This window comes from Thioalkalivibrio versutus, from assembly GCF_001999325.1.
Classification (GTDB): domain Bacteria; phylum Pseudomonadota; class Gammaproteobacteria; order Ectothiorhodospirales; family Ectothiorhodospiraceae; genus Thioalkalivibrio; species Thioalkalivibrio versutus.
On the sequence record NZ_MVAR01000027.1, the window covers coordinates 65,783 to 66,113 of the forward strand.

1 pseudogene is annotated in these 331 nt (G+C 63.7%); it reads right to left on the reverse strand.

Annotation, left to right across the window (positions count from 1 at the left end):
* Nucleotides 1-3 precede the first annotated feature (3 nt).
* A pseudogene (locus B0684_RS14045) lies at nt 4-278 on the reverse strand (hypothetical protein).
* Between the last annotated feature and the right edge of the window lie 53 nt (nt 279-331).

Here is a 331-nt window from a genome sequence, read left to right on the forward strand (position 1 = left end):
CGCTCAGACATCCAGCGCCCCATGTCTATTGTTAACTGGCCGGCCCATCACGCCCTCCGCGAGGGGCTCCATACGGGAGGAGAAGGTCAAAACAGGCGGTATCCCGTAGGGTGCGGTTGAGCGCAGCGAAACGCACCGTTCCCCACGCCGTGCGAAACTCGGATGCGATTCGCTACGCTCATCGGCATCCTACGCCCCCCCGGCGCCCGCTTCGCGGGCGCGGCACGCAACGGCCAAAGGCCGAGCGTGCCGAAGATGTCCGAAAGCCTAGCCATCATCCACTGGCAATAACGTCGGGATAGCCGTTGTTTGGACCTACCTCCCCGTTGTC